21 protein-coding genes are annotated in these 17543 nt (G+C 65.1%); 11 read left to right on the top strand and 10 right to left on the bottom strand.

All coding sequences use genetic code 11. The features are described from left to right. Positions 1–163 precede the first annotated feature (163 nt). Together brnA and H8F27_RS17455 are read right to left on the bottom strand one after the other, a co-directional pair. Positions 164–418, bottom strand: coding sequence for a type II toxin-antitoxin system BrnA family antitoxin (gene brnA / locus H8F27_RS05435; RefSeq protein ID WP_197151913.1), 255 nt, complete (start codon positions 416–418; stop codon positions 164–166). Continuing rightward, entirely contained in the window at positions 405–569 is a 165-nt protein-coding gene (locus H8F27_RS17455; RefSeq protein WP_231596642.1) for a BrnT family toxin, read from the bottom strand. Before H8F27_RS17455 ends, brnA begins: the two co-directional genes overlap by 14 nt. On the opposite strand from H8F27_RS17455, the gene H8F27_RS17450 reads away from it, so the two are divergent. Beyond that, the gene (locus H8F27_RS17450; protein ID WP_231596708.1) at positions 510–647 is read left to right on the top strand and encodes a hypothetical protein; all 138 of its coding nucleotides are present in this window, start codon (positions 510–512) and stop codon (positions 645–647) included. The two genes, H8F27_RS17455 and H8F27_RS17450, sit on opposite strands and share 60 nt — an antisense overlap. A 115-nt stretch (positions 648–762) precedes the next feature. Here the strand turns inward: H8F27_RS17450 and H8F27_RS05425 are convergent, their stop codons facing one another. Continuing rightward, on the bottom strand, positions 763–1671 hold the full coding sequence (locus H8F27_RS05425) for a heat-inducible transcriptional repressor HrcA (protein WP_197153385.1): 909 nt from the start codon (positions 1669–1671) through the stop codon (positions 763–765). A gap of 129 nt (positions 1672–1800) precedes the next feature. Next, positions 1801–2154 carry a rhodanese-like domain-containing protein gene (locus H8F27_RS05420; protein WP_197151911.1) on the bottom strand — a complete coding sequence of 118 codons (354 nt, stop codon included), beginning with the start codon at positions 2152–2154 and terminating at the stop codon, positions 1801–1803. A gap of 54 nt (positions 2155–2208) precedes the next feature. Between H8F27_RS05420 and H8F27_RS05415 the strand changes: the two genes are divergently transcribed. From H8F27_RS05415 to H8F27_RS05375, 9 genes are all read left to right on the top strand, one after another. Then, entirely contained in the window at positions 2209–3852 is a 1644-nt protein-coding gene (locus H8F27_RS05415; RefSeq protein WP_197151909.1) for a DUF3352 domain-containing protein, read from the top strand. An 8-nt stretch (positions 3853–3860) separates the two neighbouring features. Then, complete coding sequence (locus H8F27_RS05410) at positions 3861–4334, top strand: histidine phosphatase family protein (RefSeq protein ID WP_231596535.1); 474 nt, start codon at positions 3861–3863, stop codon at positions 4332–4334. Positions 4335–4397: 63 nt separating this feature from the next. Beyond that, positions 4398–5552 carry a citrate synthase gene (locus H8F27_RS05405; protein WP_197153384.1) on the top strand — a complete coding sequence of 385 codons (1155 nt, stop codon included), beginning with the start codon at positions 4398–4400 and terminating at the stop codon, positions 5550–5552. 25 nt (positions 5553–5577) lie between these two features. After that, on the top strand, positions 5578–6708 hold the full coding sequence (gene nuoH / locus H8F27_RS05400; protein WP_197151906.1) for an NADH-quinone oxidoreductase subunit NuoH: 1131 nt from the start codon (positions 5578–5580) through the stop codon (positions 6706–6708). Positions 6709–6796: 88 nt separating this feature from the next. Continuing rightward, positions 6797–7405, top strand: coding sequence for an NAD(P)H-quinone oxidoreductase subunit I (gene ndhI / locus H8F27_RS05395; RefSeq protein WP_197151904.1), 609 nt, complete (start codon positions 6797–6799; stop codon positions 7403–7405). Beyond that, on the top strand, positions 7402–8004 hold the full coding sequence (locus H8F27_RS05390; protein WP_197151903.1) for an NADH-quinone oxidoreductase subunit J: 603 nt from the start codon (positions 7402–7404) through the stop codon (positions 8002–8004). Before ndhI ends, H8F27_RS05390 begins: the two co-directional genes overlap by 4 nt. A 63-nt stretch (positions 8005–8067) precedes the next feature. After that, entirely contained in the window at positions 8068–8409 is a 342-nt protein-coding gene (nuoK, locus tag H8F27_RS05385; RefSeq protein ID WP_197151902.1) for an NADH-quinone oxidoreductase subunit NuoK, read from the top strand. Between the two features lie 13 nt (positions 8410–8422). After that, complete coding sequence (locus H8F27_RS05380) at positions 8423–9382, top strand: NAD(+) kinase (RefSeq protein WP_197151900.1); 960 nt, start codon at positions 8423–8425, stop codon at positions 9380–9382. Positions 9383–9406: 24 nt separating this feature from the next. Next, positions 9407–9961, top strand: a complete 555-nt coding sequence (locus H8F27_RS05375) for a CYTH domain-containing protein (protein WP_197151898.1) — start codon at positions 9407–9409, stop codon at positions 9959–9961. Here the strand turns inward: H8F27_RS05375 and H8F27_RS05370 are convergent. Further along, the gene (locus H8F27_RS05370) at positions 9876–10208 is read right to left on the bottom strand and encodes a helix-turn-helix transcriptional regulator (protein WP_197151897.1); all 333 of its coding nucleotides are present in this window, start codon (positions 10206–10208) and stop codon (positions 9876–9878) included. The genes H8F27_RS05375 and H8F27_RS05370 overlap by 86 nt on opposite strands. A 76-nt stretch (positions 10209–10284) precedes the next feature. Between H8F27_RS05370 and H8F27_RS05365 the strand changes: the two genes are divergently transcribed. Beyond that, entirely contained in the window at positions 10285–11169 is an 885-nt protein-coding gene (locus H8F27_RS05365) for a methylenetetrahydrofolate reductase (protein WP_197151895.1), read from the top strand. On the opposite strand, the gene H8F27_RS05360 is transcribed toward H8F27_RS05365, so the two are convergent. The 5 genes from H8F27_RS05360 to H8F27_RS05340 all read right to left on the bottom strand — a co-directional run bounded on the left by H8F27_RS05360 (position 11161) and on the right by H8F27_RS05340 (position 17481). Then, positions 11161–12342, bottom strand: a complete 1182-nt coding sequence (locus tag H8F27_RS05360; protein ID WP_197151893.1) for an NDP-sugar synthase — start codon at positions 12340–12342, stop codon at positions 11161–11163. The genes H8F27_RS05365 and H8F27_RS05360 overlap by 9 nt on opposite strands. 46 nt (positions 12343–12388) lie before the next feature. Next, positions 12389–13258 (bottom strand): segregation/condensation protein A, encoded by an 870-nt coding sequence (locus H8F27_RS05355; protein ID WP_197151891.1) that lies wholly within the window; start codon positions 13256–13258, stop codon positions 12389–12391. A gap of 38 nt (positions 13259–13296) precedes the next feature. Continuing rightward, complete coding sequence (locus H8F27_RS05350) at positions 13297–13686, bottom strand: lipopolysaccharide assembly protein LapA domain-containing protein (protein WP_197151884.1); 390 nt, start codon at positions 13684–13686, stop codon at positions 13297–13299. Positions 13687–13756: 70 nt separating this feature from the next. Next, positions 13757–15337, bottom strand: a complete 1581-nt coding sequence (locus tag H8F27_RS05345; RefSeq protein ID WP_197151882.1) for an NAD(P)H-quinone oxidoreductase subunit 4 — start codon at positions 15335–15337, stop codon at positions 13757–13759. Between the two features lie 140 nt (positions 15338–15477). Then, entirely contained in the window at positions 15478–17481 is a 2004-nt protein-coding gene (locus H8F27_RS05340; RefSeq protein ID WP_197151880.1) for an NAD(P)H-quinone oxidoreductase subunit 5, read from the bottom strand. Between the last annotated feature and the right edge of the window lie 62 nt (positions 17482–17543).

Genomic DNA, 17543 nt, shown 5'->3' with positions numbered 1-17543 from the left:
AACAGTCAGTTGGTTTGGGGCTCCCTCTGCTCGGGCGTTCACGCCGCCGCCTGGTGTTGCTCTGCCGAGCTCACCGGTAGGAGAGACACCAGAAATGTCTCAATCCAGCTGTGGCGGCGGCGCTGGAAGACCCGATTCATTCCGTATCTGGTGATGGTGCCCTTTAGGTGAGGGCGGCTGTGCTGGGACTCGGTTCTAAGCGGTGCTCCAGTCGCTCAGCGAGCCAGATCTTGATGATCGACTGCCGTGTCACGCCAAGACGGGTGGCCTCACGATCGAGCTGCTCGACCATCCAAAGGGGGAAATCCACATTGACGCGCTTCTGTTGCAGGCGGGGTCGCGTTGCGGCGTCGAGATCGAGTGCGCCGATCACGGAGTCACCAGCATCGAAGCGACGATCGAATTCAGAACTGTTCATAGAGCTGTACCTCTTCTGGACGTGAGCGACGGACAGAAATGAGACGGATGGCCTGGCTGCGATGGGTGATCACGGCTGACAGGTGCTTGCCATGGATCTGAGCAATGACGAGAAACCGCGGCTCATCCGTTGTGCGGGCTGGGATTTCCAGCAGGCCTGGATCGCTCCACAGAGCCTGGGCATCCATGAAATCGATGCCCGTGCTTCGCCTGATTGGCCTTGCTTTTGACCGGGTCGAACTCAAAATTCATAGAGTTCAAAATCTATACCTTTTTTGGAGCAAAAGACGTGGGTTGCTTCGGTTGCTTGACGGGTTGGCAGCTTGTGGTCAGTCCACGGAGCTTTCACCTCAACAGCCGCTCCAGCACCTGGGCCACCGAGCTCACGGCGGCCAGGGCGGTGGCGTAGGCCATGCGCATGGGTCCCACCAGGGCCACCTGGCCGATGCCGCCATCGCCGCTGCGGTAATCGGCCTGCACCACGGCGCACTGGTGCAGGGCCCGGTGGGGATGTTCCGCGCCGATCCAGATGCCTGGCTGGGGCAGGAGTTGGTGGGGGGCGTCCTCCACCAACTCCACCAGGGGGCGCAGGCTCAGGGTCTGGCTGAATTCCGGCTGGGCCAGCAGGCCGGCCAGGCCCATGGTCAGGGCTCCCTCCCCCTCCAGCTGGCGGGATTGGCCATGGCTGGCCAGAGCCTGGCGCAGGGCAGCACCACTGCTGTTCAACTGGGAGGGCAGGGTTGCCCAGTCAATCGGCCCTTCCTGCAGCTGGGTACTCACCCACCGCTCAAGGGGGGCCAGTTCGGCCTCGGCCTGGGCGGGCAGCCGCAGGTTGAGGCTGGTTGCGGTTGCGCCCCCCTCCACCAGAAACACCAGCAGGCGTTCGCCGCTGGCCACCAGCCGCAGGGCCTGAAGCTGGGATTGCTTGCGCTGGGGTCTGGTGATCAGGCTGAGCAGCCCGGTGAGATCGGCAAGGCGCCGGCTCAGGTGTAGCAGCAGGTCGTCGAGGGCTGCCCACTGCAGGCTGAGCCCGGTGAGCTCCCGCTCCAGTTGCAGGGCAGCGGCTCCCGGGGCGGGCAGCAGCTGATTCACGTAGGTGCGGTAGCCCTGCTGGCTGGGGATCCTGCCCGCCGAGGGGTGGGGCTGGGTGAGCAGCCCCCGCTGCTCCAGAGCCCCCATGGCTGAGCGCACCGTCGCCGGGCTCGCCCCCAGGCCGAAGCGGCGCACCAGGGTCTGGCTGCCCACCGGCTCCATCGTGTCCACGTAGTGACGCACGGCAAGTTGGAGTACCTCCTGCTGCCTAAGAGGCAAGGGGCGGGGGGACGGAGACTGCAAGCGGCCGCTGCAGGGAGTGGGCTGATCGTAGGCAGATGGGGGCTGGATTCAGTAGCGAGGCACGCTGGAATCCACCTCCAGGCTCCAGGAATCGATGCCCCCCTGGAGGTTCCACACCGCCCCATAGCCCTGGGCCTGGATCAGCCAGCAGCCCAGCTGCCAGCTGCGCACCCCCGCATGGCACAGCACGACGATCGGGCGGTCCCGGCTGAGCAGCTCGCCCAGGCGGTCGACCCACTCAGCTGAGCGGCTCAGCGGCAGGTGCAGCACGGGATGGGCCAGCCTGGCCAGCTCCAGCTCGGCTTCCTCGCGCACATCCACCAACTGGATCGCCTCGCCCTGCTCCAGCCGCAGCTGCAGCTCGCGGGCCCGCATGGTTTTGGGCGTCTCAGAACTTTCCATGGCGGGCAGAAGGCGGGGCTTGGGGTCAAGATGGGCCCATCCTGCGTGGGACGCATGAAGGCCCGCCCGTTTCTGGCGGTCGTGCTGGCGGCGGTGCTGCTGTTGCTGAGCCTGGCGGCAGCTGGTTGGTGGCTGGTGCTGCAGCACTCTCCGCTGCAGTTGCAATACCAGCCCTTGGTATCGCCTCGGGCGGCCCGCTTTGTGCCCCGCCAGGCACCCCTCAGTCTCTACCTGCTCACCGATGGGCAACGGCCCGAGGGCTATGCCCGGGCCGTTGCCCCGGGCCGGCAGCGCCGCCAGGCGGCCGATGCCGTAGCCGGGTTGCGGGATGGCGCCTTCGCTGCGGCGGGGCTGGACTATCCCGCCGAGCTGGCCTCCTGGCTCGGCCCTGAACTGGGCTTGGCCCTGCTGGCCAACGAGCCAGGGGGAGCCGCCGACGGCTGGCTCCTTTCCCTGCGCAGCCGCGATGCCGATGGGGCCCACCGTTTCCTGCAGCGCTTCTGGCAGACCCGCAGCCTGGCCGGCACCGACCTGCAGATCAGCAGCTACCGAGGCATGGGGCTGATCAGTGGCCGTGGCGCCCTGGTGGGCACTAAGCCGGTGCCGATCGCCACTGCCCTGGTTAACGACGATCTGGTGCTGATTGCCTCCGGTCGCGGCGTGCTCGAGCAGGCCCTCGACGTCTCCCAGATCGATGAGCTCAATCAGGCGGCCAGTCCCTCCTTCCAGCAGGCCCTTGGGCGCCTGGGCAAGGGGGCTGTGCTGCTCACGGCCCAATCTGAAGTTATGGGTTCCTGGCTGGGTATGCCTGCCCAGCTCACCGGAGCCGGCGCGGTGCAGGAGCTCGTGGCCAGCCTGAGACCTGACGGCCGTTCCCTGGCGCTGGAAGCTTTGCTGCGCCTGGCACCCGGCGCCACTGGCCTGCCCCCAGCCCCGCCCCCGCCCGCCGCTGCCGGGGACGCCGGCCTGGCCCTGCTGGCGGCCCTGCAGGGCCAGGCCGACAGCCTGGCCCTGGTGCAGCAACCCTCCCGTTGGCCTGAGCTCTGGCAACCCCTGCTGGCGGCCGTGCTCCGGGTGGGTGAGGGTGGCGCTGAGGGTTTGTTGCCGGCCCTGGTGGCGGCGGCTGATCCTGGCCCCTTGCTATGGAGCGCCGGCAGCCAGGGCTGGTTGCTGGGCACTGCGGTGGATCAGCCCGATCCCGCCAGCCTTGAACAGGGCCTCGCTGCCCTGGGCCTGACCGCAGCCCCCCTGCCCGTGGAGGGAGACGCCAATGTCATGGTCTGGACCCGGCTGGAGGCGCCCCCGGCTGGGCGCCGGATCGGCCGGGAGGAGGGCGCCGTGCTCCAGGCCAGCCTGGCGGGGGCCAGGGCCAGCCAGGGCCAACTGGCCTGGTGGGGCCAGAATCTGGCGGTGTTGCAGGAGCAGCGAGAATCCCGTCAGACCCCCCGGCTGCGCCTGGCCCAGCTCGCCGCCCTCGACCAGCCCCAGGCTTCCCTGCAGTGGGCGATGGCAGCCGGGCCGGCCCAGGGCCTGTTGCAGCGTTGGAGCACCTGGCAACTGCTTTCGGGCCTTGCTGGTAGACCGCTGGCGCCGGCGGTGCAGGGGCTCAGCCTCAGCCTGGAGCCTGGCGTCGGTGATAGCAACAGCAACAGCGATATCAACAGCGTGCATCTCAGCGCCAGGGTGGGTTTTGGTTGACGAATCCCTTGGCTGATCGCGAACTGTTGCTCTGGCGCCATGGCATTGCTGAGGAGCGCCATCCGGATCGCCCCGATGCAGGGCGGGCCCTCACCGCCGAGGGAAGCCGCCGCACGGCCGCAGTGGCCCAGGAGCTGCAGCGGCTGCAGCTCTGCTGCGACCCCCTGCTGAGCAGCCCCCTGCGGCGGGCGGTGCAGACCGCCGAGCTCGGTGTGGCGGCCGGCCTGGCCAGTGGTTTTGCCATCGAGGCCAGCCTGGCTCCAGGGGGAGACCCGCGGCCGCTGCTCCAGGCCGGCAACTGGCAGCGGCTAGGCCTGGTGGGCCACGAGCCCGACCTCGGCGAGCTTGCCTCGACTCTGCTGGGCTTGCCGGTCGGTGCGATCACGCTGCGCAAGGCCGGCATCGTCCTGATTCGCCTCGGCCCCGCCGGTGCCAGCCTGGAGGCCCTGATTGGTCCTCGGTTGCTGCGGCTACGGCATTAAGGGCGGCTTTAGCCGTAGGTTCGCCCCAACCACAGCGGCGGCTCAAACGTGACAGCGGCGGGCATGACAGCAGCGGGAGCCGAGACCCAGACCCCCTTTCGTCCCGGGTTGGAGGGGGTGCCTGCCACCCAGTCGTCGATCTGCGATATCGACGGTCAGCGGGGCGTGCTCACCTATCGGGGCTATCGGGTAGACGAGCTTGCGGCGCGCAGCACCTTCCTGGAAACCGCCTACCTGTTGATCTGGGCCCAGCTGCCCAACGCCCAGCAGCTGCAGGAGTTTGAGCACCAGGTGCAGATGCACCGGCGGGTGAGCTTCCGCATCCGCGACATGATGAAGTGCTTCCCCTCGGGTGGGCATCCGATGGACGCCCTGCAGAGCAGTGCGGCGTCCCTGGGGCTGTTTTATTCCAGGCGTGCCCTCGACAACCCCGAATACATCGTCTCTGCGGTGGTGCGGTTGATCGCCAAGATCCCCACGATGGTGGCGGCCTTCCAGTTGATTCGCAAAGGCCAGGATCCGATCCAGCCTCGCGACGACCTGGCCTACGCGGCCAACTTCCTGTACATGCTCACCGAGCGGGAGCCCGATCCCCTGGCGGCCCGCATTTTCGATGCCTGCCTGATCCTGCACGCCGAGCACAGCCTCAACGCCAGCACCTTCAGCGCCCGCGTCACCGCCAGCACCCTCACCGACCCCTACGCGGTGGTGGCCTCCGCCGTGGGCACCTTGGCGGGCCCGCTCCACGGCGGAGCCAATGAGGACGTCCTCACCATGCTGGCCGAAATCGGCAGCGAAGATCGGGTGGACTCCTGGCTGGATCAAGCCATTGCTGAGAAGCAGAAGATCATGGGCTTCGGGCACCGGGAATACAAGGTGAAGGATCCCCGCGCCGGCATTCTCCAGAAGCTGGCTGAGGAGCTGTTCGACCGCTTCGGTCACGACCCGATGTACGACCTGGCCCGCTGCCTGGAGGCGGCCGCTGTTAAGCGGCTTGGCCCCAAGGGCATCTATCCGAACGTGGATTTCTACTCAGGTCTGGTGTATCGAAAACTCGGCATCCCCCCAGACCTCTTCACCCCGATCTTCGCCATCGCCCGCACGGCTGGCTGGCTGGCCCATTGGAAGGAGCAGTTGGGGGCCAATCGCATCTACCGTCCCTCCCAGATCTATACCGGCGAGGCCGGGCGTGACTGGCAGCCGATTGGGGCCCGCTAAGTTGCATGCCAGCTGAGCTGACGCCATGGTGACCAACACGGCTCCAGGCCTGGATCTCGAATCCAGCTTCGAGCAGGCCCTCCAGGGATTTGGGCTGAGTCCGGGAGCTGCCCACCTGCTCTGGCTGCCCCTGCCGATGGTGCTGGTGCTGGTGGCGGCGGTGGTGGGAGTGCTCGTCAATGTGTGGCTGGAGCGCAAGATCTCGGCGGCAGTGCAGCAGCGCATCGGCCCCGAATATGCCGGCGCCCTCGGCGTGCTCCAGCCGATCGCCGATGGCCTGAAGCTGGTCTTCAAGGAAGACATCATCCCGGCCAAGGCCGACGGCCTGCTGTTCACCCTCGGGCCGGTGCTGGTTCTGATCCCGGTGATCCTCAGCTGGCTGGTGGTGCCCTTTGGTCAGCACCTGCTGATCAGCAATGTGGGCATCGGCATCTTCCTGTGGATTTCGCTCAGCAGCATCCAGCCCATCGGACTGCTGATGAGTGGCTATGCCTCCAACAACAAATATTCGCTGCTGGGGGGGCTGCGGGCTGCGGCCCAGTCGATCAGCTACGAGATCCCCCTGGCCCTGGCGGTGCTGGCGGTGGTGATGATGAGCAACTCGCTCAGCACGGTTGACATCGTCAATCAGCAGACCGGCTCAGGCATCCTCAGCTGGAACATCTGGCGCCAGCCCGTGGGCTTTGTGATCTTCTGGATCTGCGCCCTGGCCGAATGTGAGCGCCTCCCCTTCGACCTCCCCGAAGCTGAGGAGGAGTTGGTGGCTGGCTACCAGACCGAGTATTCCGGCATGAAGTTTGCCCTCTTCTATCTGGGCAGCTACATCAATCTGGTGCTCTCGGCCCTGCTGGTGTCGGTGCTCTACCTGGGGGGCTGGGGCTTTCCGATCCCGGTGGAGTGGTTGGCTGGCTGGCTGGGCCAGCCGATTGATGCGCCCCTGGTGCAGCTCATCACTGGATCGGTGGGCATCGTGATGACCGTGCTCAAGGCCTATCTGCTGGTTTTTCTGGCGATCCTGCTGCGCTGGACCACCCCGCGGGTGCGGATCGACCAACTGCTCGATTTGGGCTGGAAATTCCTGCTGCCGATCGCCCTGGTCAACCTGCTGATCACCGCTGCCCTCAAGCTGGCCTTCCCTGGGGCCTTCGGTGGCTGATACCCCTGAGCAATCAACCCAGACCTGCCCCAGACCGGCCATCATGGGCTGATCGATTCCGACCGCTTCCCCCTCCAGAGCCAGTTCCATGTTCGGGTTCCTCAAGAAAGTCGGCGACTACACCCGCGATGCGGTGGGCGCAGCCAATTACATGACCCAGGGTCTGGCGGTGACCTTCGATCACCTGCGCCGGCGGCCGATCACGGTTCAATATCCCTACGAGAAGCTGATTCCATCGGAGCGCTACCGGGGCCGGATCCACTACGAATTCGACAAGTGCATCGCCTGCGAGGTGTGTGTGCGGGTCTGTCCAATCAACCTGCCGGTGGTCGATTGGGTGATGAACAAGGCCACCAAGAAAAAGGAGCTGCGCAACTACTCGATCGACTTCGGGGCTTGCATCTTCTGCGGCAACTGCGTGGAGTACTGCCCCACCAACTGCCTCTCGATGACCGAGGAATACGAGCTGGCTGCCTTTGATCGCCACAGCCTCAACTACGACAACATCGCCCTCGGGCGGCTGCCCACAAGCGTTACCAGCGATCCGGCCGTTGTTCCCCTCCGGGAGCTGGCCTACCTGCCCAAGGGTGTGATGGATCCCCATGGAGTGCCCGATACGGACCCCCGGGTTGGCAAACTGCCCTCCCAGGTGCTGGATAGCCTGCCCAAGGCTGCCCCCGAGGAGACCGCCCCATGACAATCGCCTCCACCACCCAGCTGATCTGCTTCGTAGTCCTCTCAGTCACCCTGGTGCTGGGCGCCCTCGGGGTGGTGCTGCTGCCCAACATCGTCTACTCGGCCTTTCTGCTGGGCGGGGTTTTTCTCTCGGTGGCCGGGCTCTACCTGATGCTCAATGCCAGCTTTGTGGCGGCGGCCCAGGTGCTGGTCTATGTGGGCGCCGTGAACGTGCTGATTCTGTTCGCGATCATGCTCGTCAACAAGAAGGAAAACCTTGCCGCCATCCCCGGCTTGGGCCTGCGCCGCCTGCTCTCGGGGGCCGTCTGCGGCGGCTTGTTTCTGCTGCTGATCCGGGTGGCCTTCACCACCCCCTGGCCCCTGCCCGGGCCAGCTGCCGTGGGCGAGGAGGCGACAATCCGCATCGGCGAGCATCTCTTCAGCGACTACCTGCTGCCCTTTGAGCTGGCCTCAGTACTGCTGTTGATGTCCATGATCGGGGCGATCGTGCTGGCCCGCCGAGACGTGCTCAGCACCGATGTGATCACCGGTGAGCGGGTGGATCAGGGGCTGATTGAAAAGGAGCGCACACCGCTGTTGCTCGAAAAGACGCCCCGCTAGCCAGCCCAGCCACGCCAATCCCTGCCTCACTCACCCCAGCAGCCTCCCACCCCAGCCCCCCTCATGGAGACCACCAGCGTTGCCAGTGCCACCAGCACCATCCCCCTGCAGGCCTACTTGGTGCTGGCTGCGGTGCTGTTCTGCACCGGGGTCTGGGGTTTGATCAACAGCCGCAATGCGGTGCGGGTGCTGATGAGCATTGAGCTGATGCTCAATGCGGTCAACATCAACCTGATGGCTTTCTCCGACTACCTCGACGGCCAGCTGATCCGCGGCCAGGTTTTCACCATCTTTGTGATCACCGTGGCGGCAGCTGAGGCGGCTGTGGGCCTGGCGATCCTGCTATCCCTCTATCGCAACCGCGATACGGTCGACATGGAGCGCTTCAATTTGCTGCGCTGGTAACTGGGTCCTGGCGATGCGGCTTGAGCGGGTCTGGCTGATTTCCAGGTTGGGCAGCCAGGCTGCCCAACGCCAGGCCAAGCGCTGCGCGGAAGATCTCGCCGCCCAGGGGGTGCATGTGGTGGCTGCTTCCAGCGGCCTGGCCCGCAACCCATTCCCAGGCTTGCTGGCCACCGAGGCCCATCTGCCCGATCTGGCCCTGGTACTTGGCGGGGATGGCACCGTGCTGGGTGCTGCCCGCCATCTGGCTCCTCTCGATGTGCCCATTCTCAGTTTCAACGTGGGCGGCCACCTGGGTTTTCTGACCCATGACCGGAGCCTGCTGCGCCTCACTGCCCCTGGGCCGAAGGCCGAATTGGGTCAGGAGAGCCTCTGGGACCGCCTCCGCAACGACTGTTTTGCCCTGGAGCGTCGAATGATGCTGCAGGCCCACATCAATCGGGGTGATGGCGTGGCCCGCAGTGATGGCTTAGAGCAGGCCGATGGCGCCCATCTGGCCCTCAATGATTTTTATTTTCGCCCCTGTCTCGATGAGGTCTCACCCACCTGCGTGCTCGAGCTGGAGATCGATGGTGAGGTGGTGGACCAGTACCGCGGCGATGGCCTGATTATTGCCACCCCCACTGGCTCGACGGGCTACGCGATGGCAGCTGGCGGGCCGATTCTCCATCCCGGCATAGAGGCGATTGTGGTCAATCCGATCTGCCCGATGAGCCTTTCGAGCCGGGCTGTGGTGGTGCCCCCCCGGGCCCAGCTTTCGGTGTGGCCCCTGGGGGAAACCAGCCGCAGGGTCAAGTTATGGAAGGACGGCGCCCATGCCACGGTGCTTGAGCCGGGGGACCGGGCGGTGGTGGAGCGCAGTCCCCATCCAGCCCTGCAGGTGCTGCTGGAGCAGAGTCCCTCCTATTACCGCACCCTCACCCACAAGCTGCACTGGGCCGGTAGCCTCACCGCCCCCGAGCCCTCCCATAACTGATCCCTCGTTGAGCTGATCGGCGCCATGGCCCTGGAAATCGAACGACGCTTTCTGGTGAGCGGCCAGCAGTGGCGCCGCCACGTCTGCTGGCAGGCCTGGCTGGAGCAGGGCTATCTGCTGGCCAGTTCCGATGGACTCACCGTGCGGGTGCGGCAGGCCAGGGGTGTTCCTGATGTGGCAGGGGCCTGGCTCACCCTCAAGGCGCCCCCGGCCGGCGGCCCGATGGGCCCCGAGGGCCTGGTGCGGCAGGAATTCGAATACTCCATTCCCGAGGATGATGCCACGGCCCTGCTGGCCCTGGCAGGCCAGAAGCTCAGTAAGCGCCGCCATGGCCTGGACCTGCCCGGTGGCGACTGGGTGGTCGATGTGTTTGAGGCCGAGAATTCGCCGCTGGTGGTGGCGGAGGTGGAGCTCGATGCGGCGGCCCTACAGCAGGACCTGGCCCTAGAAATCCCAGCCTGGTGTGTGGCCGAGCTCACCGGCCGCCATCAGTTCAGCAATGCGTCCCTGGCCCGTTGGCCGCTGGCCCGCTGGCCTGAGGACGAACGCCTGGAGCTGCTTCGATTGAGCAGCAGTTGAAGCCGTCACGGCAGATCTTGCCGTGATCCATGGCCCAATTGAGCAGGGCTACCCGGTTCTTGGCGCCGGTTTTGGTGAAGATGTTGCTCACGTGGTTGTCCACGGTGCGTTTGCTGATCGTCAGCGTGCCTGCTATTTCCTGGTTGGTGAGCCCCTGGGCCACCAGCTCAATGATCTCGATCTCCCGTTCCGAGATCTCTGGGCGCACCGGGCCGAGGGGGCCTGCAGTGGAGCGATCGGAATCCATTCGCCCAGGCCGCAGGCTGCCGCCCAGTGTAGGCAGGGCGAAGACCAATAATGGGTGTTGCGACGAAAGGACCGGTTTGCAGCTCCAAAAGGCCCTGGCCAGCGGTGCGTCAGCTCTGACTGCGGAAGTGATGCCCCCCAGGGGGGGTGACCCGGCCCGAGTGCTGGCCGCCGCCGAATCCCTGCGCGGCTGGGTACACGCCGTCAATGTGACCGATGGCAGTCGGGCCGTGATGCGGATGAGCAGCCTGGCTGTCTGCCGCCTGCTGCTGGATGCCGGCATCGAGCCGGTGCTGCAGCTGGCCTGTCGGGATCGCAATCGCATTGCCTTGCAGGCCGACCTGCTCGGCGCCCAGGCCCTCGGGATCCGCAATCTGCTCTGTCTCACCGGCGACCCGGTGCGGGCTGGTGACCAACCGGACGCCCGGCCGGTGAATGAGCTCGAGGCCGTGCGCCTACTGCAGCTGGTGCGGCAGTTCAACGCCGGCCAGGATCCGGTGCAGGGCCAGCTGCCTGACGGGCCCACAGACCTGTTCGCAGGCGCCGCGGCGGATCCCCAGTCTTCCAGCTGGAGTGGCCTGAAGAGCCGGCTGGTGCGCAAGAAGGAGGCCGGGGCCCGTTTTGTGCAAACCCAGATGGTGATGGATGGCGAAGCCCTCAAACGATTTGTCGGTGAGATCGCCGCCCCCCTGCAGCTGCCGGTGCTGGCGGGGGTGTTTCTGCTCAAGTCGGCCCGCAATGCGGCTTTTATCAACCGGGTGGTGCCCGGAGCTCAGATTCCCCAGGTCGTCATTGATCGGCTGGCGGCCGCAGCAGACCCGGCGGCCGAAGGGGTGGCAATCGCCGCCGATCAGGTGGCTGCCTACCTGCAGATCGCCCAGGGGGTGCACCTAATGGCGATCAAAGCGGAGGAGCGCATCCCCGAGATCCTGCGCCAGGCAGGCCTTACGGCCTCACTTTGAGGAGCTCTTGGCCAGGTCGGTGCCCAGTAGCTCGGCCATGGCTTTCTGCTGGGGTGAGGGTGAAATCACATCCTGACGGCGCACGTCCGTGATCAGCCAGTCGAGGGCTGCCTCCTGCAGGTCGAAGTGGTCGCCGTTGCGGTCGACGCAGTAGCGGCCAAACACAAGTTTTTCCACCAGCCTCACTCCAGGGCCGATGCGGGAGTAATCAAAAATGATCGAGTTGTCGATCGTGGCTCCTGCACAGATGTGGCAGTTGGGCCCAATCATCGCCGGGCCAATGATCGTGGTGCCGTTGTCGATGCGGCTCATGCCGCCCACATAGATGGGCCCGGTCACATTGATCTTGTCCCAATCTGCCGCCACATTGAGCCCGGCAAATACCCCCGGCCTTACCTCCTTGCCAGGGATCTGCACCTGGCGCACCTGCCCCTGCAGCACGCTGCGAATCGCCTGCCAGTAGTCGGGCACCTTGCCGATATCCACCCATTCAAATTCCATCGGCAGGGCATAGAAGGCCGCTCCGGCCGCCACCAGCTTGGGGAACAGGTCTGAGGCGATGTCGAAGGGCTGGCCACTGGGCACGAAGTCGAGCACCTCAGGCTCAAAGATGTAGATGCCGGTGTTGATCATGTTGCTGGCGGCCTCATCCACCGCCGGCTTCTCCTGGAAGGAGCGCACCCGGCCGTCAGCGTCGGTGACCACTACGCCGTAGCTGCTCACCTGATCCTTGGGCACCCTTTTGGTGATCAGGCTCGCCATGGCACCCTTCTCCCGGTGGCGCCGCACGGCCTCGGTCAGGTCGAGATCGATCAGGGCATCACCGCAGAGCACCACGAAGGTCTCGTCGAAGAAGCTCTGGAAATTCTGAATCTTTTTGAGGCCGCCGGCCGAACCGAGGGCGTCGCCGATCAGTTGGCCATCTTGAATGCGGCCTTCAAAGCTGTAGGCAATCTCGACGCCAAAACGCTGACCATCCCGGAAGTAGTTCTCGATCTCCTCGGCCAGGTGGGAGACATTCACCATGACTTCAGTAAAGCCATGCTCCTTTAGCAGCTCCAGCAGAAACTCCATGACGGGCTTCTGCAGGATCGGGATCATCGGCTTGGGGATTGTGTGCGTGATGGGACGCACCCGAGTACCTTTGCCAGCCGCCAGGATCATCGCCTTCATCGGCGTTTACCTTGTCTTCTTTAACGTCCCATTTTATTGGCAAAGCTCAAGCTGCCAATAGGGGAACCGCCGCCTTGTCGGCCGGCACGAGGGGGAGCTGGCGGGTTTCGCCGCTATGAAGCAGGCGACGCAGCTGCAGGGGGCCGAACAGGCCGCCCTCCTGCTCCAGTTCCACCTTGCCCTGGTGGCAGAGGAACAGCAGCGCCCAGAACACCCCGACCCGGTCGCAATCCAACTCGGCGCCGGCTCCACGGCAGTTCACCTCGTCGGCCCATGCCTGCACCAGCTCGTTGAATCCTGCCCAGTCATGGGCGGGGTCCCAGCTCAGCAGAAACCGGCTCAGGGCGGCGGTGGTCTCCGGCAGTTTTTCGCGGTGGGCCAGGGCGGCCACCTGCTGGATGGCGGCTCGCTCGCTGTAGCGCTTGGGGCGGTGGCGCTGACGGCTGCGGCCATCGTCCTGTTCGAGCCGTTCGGCGATGTCCTCCAGCTGACGGATCAACTCCCCAAGGGTCACCGGGCGCTGTAGGGGTGGCGGGGCCACGGGCCGGCGCCAGAGGTGCCGTTCCGGCCGCTTGGGCAGTTCGATGCCTGGGTTGATTAGCCAGCCCTGGCCATCGGCGTCGAAGTCAAAGCCGAGTTCCTGTTCCTCAAGGGGTTCGCAGGCGAAGGTGGCCGCTTCGAGCACTTCGGCCTTGAGACTCACCAGCGCCGAGGCCGCCAGGAAGGCTTCGCTGGTTTCGGCGAGATCTTTTTCATAGCTGCCGCCCACCAGGCGGGGCACGGCAATGCGCTGGTGCAACTGGTCGAGGAAGCCGTCTACCACGGCAATCACATCCACATCCCAGGGATCCAGCTCACCCCGCTCGGCTGCGTCTTGGAGCAGACGGATGGCCAGCCTGGCGCCCCCTTCAACCAAAGGTGAATACCTGCTCCTGATTTGGTTCCATCGACAAGCTACCGGTGTTGCTCGCTGGACACCAGCGTTGATTCTGAGTTGGCAGCGGCCGAGCTCTGGCCCGCGGCGGGCAGCAGGCCCAGCTGGGCATCCACCGTGGCCCGATATCGCTGGAGGTCGTTCTCCAGTTCCGCAATCCGCACCTGCTGGGCGGCGGCTTCGCCCTGGCTCCGCACCGCCTCAACCTTGCGAACAACGCCTGTCCACACAGCGAAAACCCAAGCTGCTGTGGCTCCGATGCCACCGACCAGCAGCAACAGGGCCGCCAGGGGCAGGGTGCCGCTCAACCCGGGCAGAAAGTGCACGGTGGTCGGGGCCGTGTTCTCCAGCGTGAACATCACCATGGCCAGGCCGAAACTGAAGATCAGCAGAAAGTTCAGCTGTTTCATGGTGGGTTGGGCGGGCTGGGGTCGGGGACGACGTGCTGGTGAGCCTAATTGTGTAGTCCCACCAGGTTGTTCAGACGGGCAGGACGGGAGCGGTGAGCAGGGGCTGGCGGATCAGGCTGCCGGGCTGCGGTTGGATCACCCGGGCCAGGGCCGTGGTCTCCCGCTGCACCAGGGCCTCGATGGAGGAGCGGTAGGTGTCGGTCATGATCCGTGGGTAGAGGCCGATGCCCACAATCGGCACCAGCAGGCAGCTCACAACGTAGATCTCCCGCGGCTCCGCATCCACCAGGTGGGTGTGGGAGGCCAGCTCGACGTTTTCCTTGCCGAAGAAGATCTCCCGCAGCATCGAAAGCAGGTAGATGGGGGTCAGGATCACGCCCACCGCCGCCAGAGCCGCCATCACGATGCGGAAGCTGAGTGAATAGGCCTCGCTGGTCACGAAGCCCGTGAACACCATCAGCTCGGACACGAAGCCGCTCATGCCCGGTAGCGCCAGGGAAGCCAGGCAGCAGATGGTCCAGAGCGCAAACATTTTCCGCATGGACTGGCCCACGCCGCCCATCTCATCGAGCTGGAGGGTGTGGGTGCGGTCATAGGTGGCGCCCACCAGGAAGAACAGGCTGGCGCCGATCAGGCCGTGGCTGATCATCTGCAACATGGCGCCACTGGTGCCGAGGGCACTGAAACTGCCAATGCCGATCAGCACAAAGCCCATGTGGCTGATCGAGCTGTAGGCGATCTTGCGCTTGAGATTGCGCTGGGCAAAGGAGGTGAGCGCCGCATAGATGATGTTGACGACCCCCAGCACCACCAGCAGAGGTGCAAATTGGGCATGGCCTTCGGGTAGCAGCTGCACGTTGAAGCGCAGCAGGGCGTAGCCGCCCATCTTGAGCAGGATGCCGGCCAGCAGCATGTGCACCGGAGCCGTGGCCTCGCCGTGGGCATCTGGTAGCCAGGTGTGCAGGGGAACGATCGGCAGCTTCACCCCAAAGGCGATAAGTAGGCCTGCATAGGCGAAGAGCTGGAACTTCGTGGAGAAGTCCTTGGCCATCAGGTCCGCGTACTCAAAGGTGGGGGCGCCACCGCCGTAGAAGGCCATGGCCAGGCCCACTACCAAAATGAACAGGGAGCTGCCTGCCGTGTAGAGGATGAACTTGGTGGCGGCGTACTGGCGCTTTTTGCCGCCCCAGATCGCCAGCAGTAGATACACCGGCAGCAACTCCAGCTCCCAGGCCAGAAAGAAGAGCAGCATGTCCTGCACGGCGAATACCGCGATCTGGCCGCCATCCATGGCCAGCAGCAGGAAATAGAAGAGCTTGGGCTTGAAGGTCACCGGCCAGGCCGCCAGGGCCGCCAGGGAGGTGATGAAGCTGGTTAGCAGGATCAGGGGCATCGAGAGGCCGTCGGCCCCCACGGACCAGGCCAGTCCCAGCTTGGGCAGCCAGGAAACCCGTTCAACCAGCTGCAGGCCCTCAACAGCCGGGTCATAGCCATTGAGGTAGCCCCCTACCGTCAGCAGGAAGGTGGTGAGGGTCACACCCAGGGCATACCAGCGCACCCGCTTGCCGTCGCCGGCATCGGGAATGAAAGGAATCACCAGTGCGGCGGCGATCGGGAAAAGGATCGCCGCACTCAACCAAGGGAATGGCACGAAACAAGCCTCACCATTAGGCGGAGTGTAGAAATTGAGTCGGGCCCTGCACTGCGCTGATGGGGGATGTCACACAGAGTTGTGCCTGCTGCCCCGCTGGTGCTGGGTTGGTGCGTAGGTCTGCGTGATGGCCGAACCGATCAGCCAAGCGAGCCGAACAGCACCACCAGGGCGATGACTCCGCCAAACACGATCAGGGCATAGAACTGGGCCCGACCCGTTTCGAAGTACTTGAGACCCTCGCCGCTGCCGAGGGTCACCAGGCCCGTGAGGTTCACCACCCCATCGACCACCTTGGAATCCACCTCGAGCACCGATTTGGCCAGCTTGCGGCTGCCCTGCACAAATAACTTGTCGTTGATGGCATCGAGATACCACTTGTTTGCCAGGAAGGCATTGAGCGCCGGGAAGCGGGCCGCCACGGCGGTGGCCAGATCGAGCTTGTGGAGGGCGTAGGCCAGCACCGCCACGCTGATGCCGGTCACCGAGATGGCCACCGAGGCCCCGGCCAGGGGGAGAAACTCGCTCCAGCTGAAGTGCTCCGCCACCTCGGCGGCTTCCTGGGGGTCGAGCAGGTTGCCGAAGCGGCTGTTCCAGGGGGTACCCAGCAGGCCCACCAGCACCGAAGGCACCGCCAGTACGGCGAGCGGCATAGCCATCTGCCAGCCGGACTCATGGGGATGGCTGGCGTGGCCGTGGCCGTCCCCATCGCCTGGGGGCTTGCCAGCGGCAGCCAGCAGCTGGACCTGCAGGACTTTGTCGCCACCGCGGAACTCCCCTTCAAAGGTAAGGAAGTAGAGCCGGAACATGTAGAAGGCAGTCATGCCGGCGGTGATGAAACCGGCCACCCAGAGCAGGGGGAAGGAACCAAACGCCACTCCCAGGATTTCGTCCTTGCTCCAGAAGCCAGCCAGGGGGGGAATGCCAGCGATTGCCACGCAGCCGATTAGGAAGGTGGTGCTGGTGATTGGCATGTATTTGCGCAGGCCGCCCATCAGTCGCATGTCCTGGGCCAGCACGGGTTCGTGGCCCACCACCTCCTCCATGGCGTGGATCACCGAACCCGAGCCCAGGAAGAGCATGGCCTTGAAGAAGGCGTGGGTCACCAGATGGAACATGCCGGCCACCGGAGCCCCGCAGCCCATGGCCAGCATCATGTAACCGAGCTGGGAAACGGTGCTGTAGGCCAGACCTTTTTTGAGGTCCATCTGGGTAAGGGCAATCGAGGCTCCAAGCACCAGGGTGATTGTTCCCACCACGGCGATCGTGGCCTGCACCGCCGGGAAAGGCTCATACACCGGCTGCAGGCGGGCCACCAGAAACACACCGGCCGCCACCATGGTGGCGGCATGGATCAGGGCCGAGATTGGCGTCGGGCCCTCCATGGCATCGGGCAGCCAGACGTGCAAGGGGAACTGGGCCGATTTGGCCATGGGACCCATGAACACCAGCAGGCAGAGCAGGATTGCTGCCGCATTGGGGAGACTGCCCCCAGCCACGGCTGCCTGCAGTCGGCTGCCGATTTCCTCGAAGCCGAAGCTGCCTGTAGCCCAGAACAGCCCCAGGATGCCCAGCAGCAGGCCAAAGTCGCCTACCCGGTTGACTATAAAGGCTTTCTGGGCCGCGTTGGCGGCGCCATCGCGGTCATACCAGAAGCCCACAAGCAGGTAGGAGCACATGCCCACCAGCTCCCAGAACACATAAATTTCCAGCAGGTTGGGGCTGATCACCAGGCCCAACATCGAGCTGCTGAACAGGGCCAGGTAGGTGAAGAAGCGCACATAGCCCTTGTCGTGGGCCATGTAGCCATCGGAGTAAACCATCACCAGCACCGCGATGGTGGTCACCAGGGCGAGCATCACGGCGCCGAGGGCATCCACGCGGAAGCCCATCTGCAGGTTGAAATTGCCGGCGCTGGCCCAGTTGAACAGCACCTCGGTGGGGCCTGCCCCGGCCAGTTGCTGGGCGAGTACGGCGTAACTGAGCACCGCCGCTGCCCCGACGCAGCTGATCAGCAGCCAGGCCACGGGTTTGCGCAGACGGTTGACGGTGCGGTTGAAACTGATTAGTCCCAGCCCGGTGATGCAGGCCCCGGCCAGGGGCAGCACCGGAATCAACCAGGCGAGTTCGGCGGCTGACGGCATGCGACCCAGGCTGGCTGCGGCAAGTGTAGGCAGACTGCGTCAGGGATCTTCGCCAACTGTGC

It is taken from the genome of Synechococcus sp. CBW1108, assembly GCF_015840335.1.
In the GTDB taxonomy this organism is placed as follows: domain Bacteria; phylum Cyanobacteriota; class Cyanobacteriia; order PCC-6307; family Cyanobiaceae; genus Cyanobium_A.
Note: the sequence above shows the minus strand (reverse complement) of the source record. Positions and strands in the feature narration are given on the sequence as shown.

Excerpts from the sequence above, each read along its gene's own strand:
- brnA (WP_197151913.1), bottom strand. The coding sequence starts at position 418 with ATGAACAGTTCTGAATTCGATCGTCGCTTCGATGCTGGTGACTCCGTG.
- H8F27_RS17450 (WP_231596708.1), top strand. The coding sequence starts at position 510 with ATGGATCTGAGCAATGACGAGAAACCGCGGCTCATCCGTTGTGCGGGC.
- H8F27_RS05425 (WP_197153385.1), bottom strand. The coding sequence starts at position 1,671 with ATGGAGCCGGTGGGCAGCCAGACCCTGGTGCGCCGCTTCGGCCTGGGG.
- H8F27_RS05420 (WP_197151911.1), bottom strand. The coding sequence starts at position 2,154 with ATGGAAAGTTCTGAGACGCCCAAAACCATGCGGGCCCGCGAGCTGCAG.
- H8F27_RS05415 (WP_197151909.1), top strand. The coding sequence starts at position 2,209 with ATGAAGGCCCGCCCGTTTCTGGCGGTCGTGCTGGCGGCGGTGCTGCTG.
- H8F27_RS05405 (WP_197153384.1), top strand. The coding sequence starts at position 4,398 with ATGACAGCAGCGGGAGCCGAGACCCAGACCCCCTTTCGTCCCGGGTTG.
- nuoH (WP_197151906.1), top strand. The coding sequence starts at position 5,578 with ATGGTGACCAACACGGCTCCAGGCCTGGATCTCGAATCCAGCTTCGAG.
- ndhI (WP_197151904.1), top strand. The coding sequence starts at position 6,797 with ATGTTCGGGTTCCTCAAGAAAGTCGGCGACTACACCCGCGATGCGGTG.
- H8F27_RS05390 (WP_197151903.1), top strand. The coding sequence starts at position 7,402 with ATGACAATCGCCTCCACCACCCAGCTGATCTGCTTCGTAGTCCTCTCA.
- nuoK (WP_197151902.1), top strand. The coding sequence starts at position 8,068 with ATGGAGACCACCAGCGTTGCCAGTGCCACCAGCACCATCCCCCTGCAG.
- H8F27_RS05380 (WP_197151900.1), top strand. The coding sequence starts at position 8,423 with ATGCGGCTTGAGCGGGTCTGGCTGATTTCCAGGTTGGGCAGCCAGGCT.
- H8F27_RS05375 (WP_197151898.1), top strand. The coding sequence starts at position 9,407 with ATGGCCCTGGAAATCGAACGACGCTTTCTGGTGAGCGGCCAGCAGTGG.
- H8F27_RS05370 (WP_197151897.1), bottom strand. The coding sequence starts at position 10,208 with ATGGATTCCGATCGCTCCACTGCAGGCCCCCTCGGCCCGGTGCGCCCA.
- H8F27_RS05360 (WP_197151893.1), bottom strand. The coding sequence starts at position 12,342 with ATGAAGGCGATGATCCTGGCGGCTGGCAAAGGTACTCGGGTGCGTCCC.
- H8F27_RS05350 (WP_197151884.1), bottom strand. The coding sequence starts at position 13,686 with ATGAAACAGCTGAACTTTCTGCTGATCTTCAGTTTCGGCCTGGCCATG.
- H8F27_RS05340 (WP_197151880.1), bottom strand. The coding sequence starts at position 17,481 with ATGCCGTCAGCCGCCGAACTCGCCTGGTTGATTCCGGTGCTGCCCCTG.